At 40.7% G+C, this 1,754-nt stretch carries 1 protein-coding gene; it reads left to right on the top strand.

The genetic code is table 11. The annotated features are described in order from the left end of the window. The first annotated feature begins 55 nt into the window (after positions 1-55). Positions 56-1,602, top strand: a protein-coding gene (locus CWB65_RS19490) for an IS3 family transposase (protein ID WP_086007399.1) whose coding sequence is annotated in 2 segments (ribosomal slippage) — positions 56-536 and positions 536-1,602 — 1,548 coding nt in all. Because the reading frame shifts where the segments join, the coding sequence is not laid out codon by codon here. Positions 1,603-1,754 lie beyond the last annotated feature (152 nt).

Below are 1,754 nucleotides of genomic sequence, written 5' to 3'. Positions count from 1 at the left end.
TACCCCCCTGTGTCAGGATAGTTGTCGCCTCTAACATTTAGCAGAGGCAAATAAAATGAAACGTCAATTTACACAAGAGTTTAAAGTTCAAGCTGTTGAAAAAGCATTATCTCAATGTGATGATGTTCGCTTAGAAGATATTGCAGATGACTTAGGTGTCGGTTATTCAACGTTACAACGTTGGATAGCACTGGCAAAAAAGCATCAACTTGAAATACACCAGACGGGTAGCCAAATGACAGCAGAAAAACGACCACAAGACTGGAGTTTAGAAGAAAGACTCAACGCAGTAATTGAGTGTGGAAGTTTAGATGAAGCCGCCATAAATGAATACTGCCGTAATATAGGGCTTTATCCGCATCATATTCAGCAATGGAAGAAAGACTTAGTAACACCACCTTCAAATAAAACAGTAAAGTCAGACAGTAAACAGCTTAAGCAAGAAATAAAGCAACTGCAAAAAGAACTGAATCGCAAAGATAAGGCCTTAGCTGAAACTGCCGCTCTACTTGTACTCAAAAAAAAAGCGGATGCACTTTGGGGTTTCAACGAGGACGATTAACAACAGCGACTGAGCGACATGAATTAATAACGCTTATCACAAACGCACAGGCTTCAGGGGCAAGGAAAGAAAAGGCATGTGAGTTACTTGGACTGACACTAAGAACCGTTCAGCGGTGGATTGAAGCAGACGATATGACTGACAAACGGACGAGTACGAAAAAACAGCCGCCTAACCGTCTCACAGAGTTAGAGCGGCAGCGCATTATTAATACGGCTAATTCAGCCGAATATGGGCATTTACCGGCCAGTAAAATAGTCCCTAAGCTGCTTGATAAGGGCATATGGATAGCGTCTGAAAGTTCGTTTTATCGTGTCATGAAGGCACATAACTTATTAACGCATAGAGAAAAAGTAAAGCCAGCTAAGCCGATAAAAAAGCCAAGAGTATTGAAAGCAGTGCGTGCAAATGAAGTCTACACTTGGGATATCACCTATTTACCAACGAGCGTAAAAGGGCAATTTTTATACTTATATTTAGTGATGGACATTTTTAGTCGAAAGGTTGTTGGCTGGCAAGTTTACGACTCACAGTTAAGTGAATTAGCCGCAGATTTAATGAAGGATATTTGCAGTCGGGAGCAAATAAAGCGCGAGCAAGTTACGTTACACTCAGATAATGGCAGCCCAATGAAAGGCGCGACATTACTGGCAACATTACAGGAGTTAGGGATTGTGCCATCATTTAGTCGACCGTCAGTAAGTAATGACAATCCATACTCTGAGTCGTTATTTAAAACGTTAAAGTATCGCCCAGAATACCCAGAAAAGCCATTTGAAGATATAAGCGCAGCAAGAGAATGGGTAAGTGGGTTCGTTGATTGGTACAATAATGAGCACCTACACAGTGGTATAAAATTTGTGACGCCAAACCAACGTCATTCAGGTTTAGATAAAGAAATATTAGCTAAGCGTCAGCAGGTAAACGACGCAGCTAAATTGAATAACCCAAGCCGTTGGTCAGGGAAGTCACGAGACTGGTCAATGATAAATGAAGTAAATTTAAACCCTGAGAAAAAAGAAGAAATGCGGGCGGCATAAAATTTAACTTGAGGCGACAACTAACTTGAAAAACTCCGGTAGCGCGAAGCGCCTCTGTGTTCTCGGTGGTTGAAATTGTCTAGCGGTTAAATTTTTTACCTAAATTTTTAATTAAATTTTACTCCATTATATACAGAGAGATGAGATGGTAT

The organism is Pseudoalteromonas sp. S554 (assembly GCF_005930865.1).
Lineage (GTDB): Bacteria > Pseudomonadota > Gammaproteobacteria > Enterobacterales > Alteromonadaceae > Pseudoalteromonas > Pseudoalteromonas marina.
The sequence above is the reverse complement of the archived record's forward strand: the minus strand, read 5'-3'. Positions and strand labels throughout refer to the sequence as shown.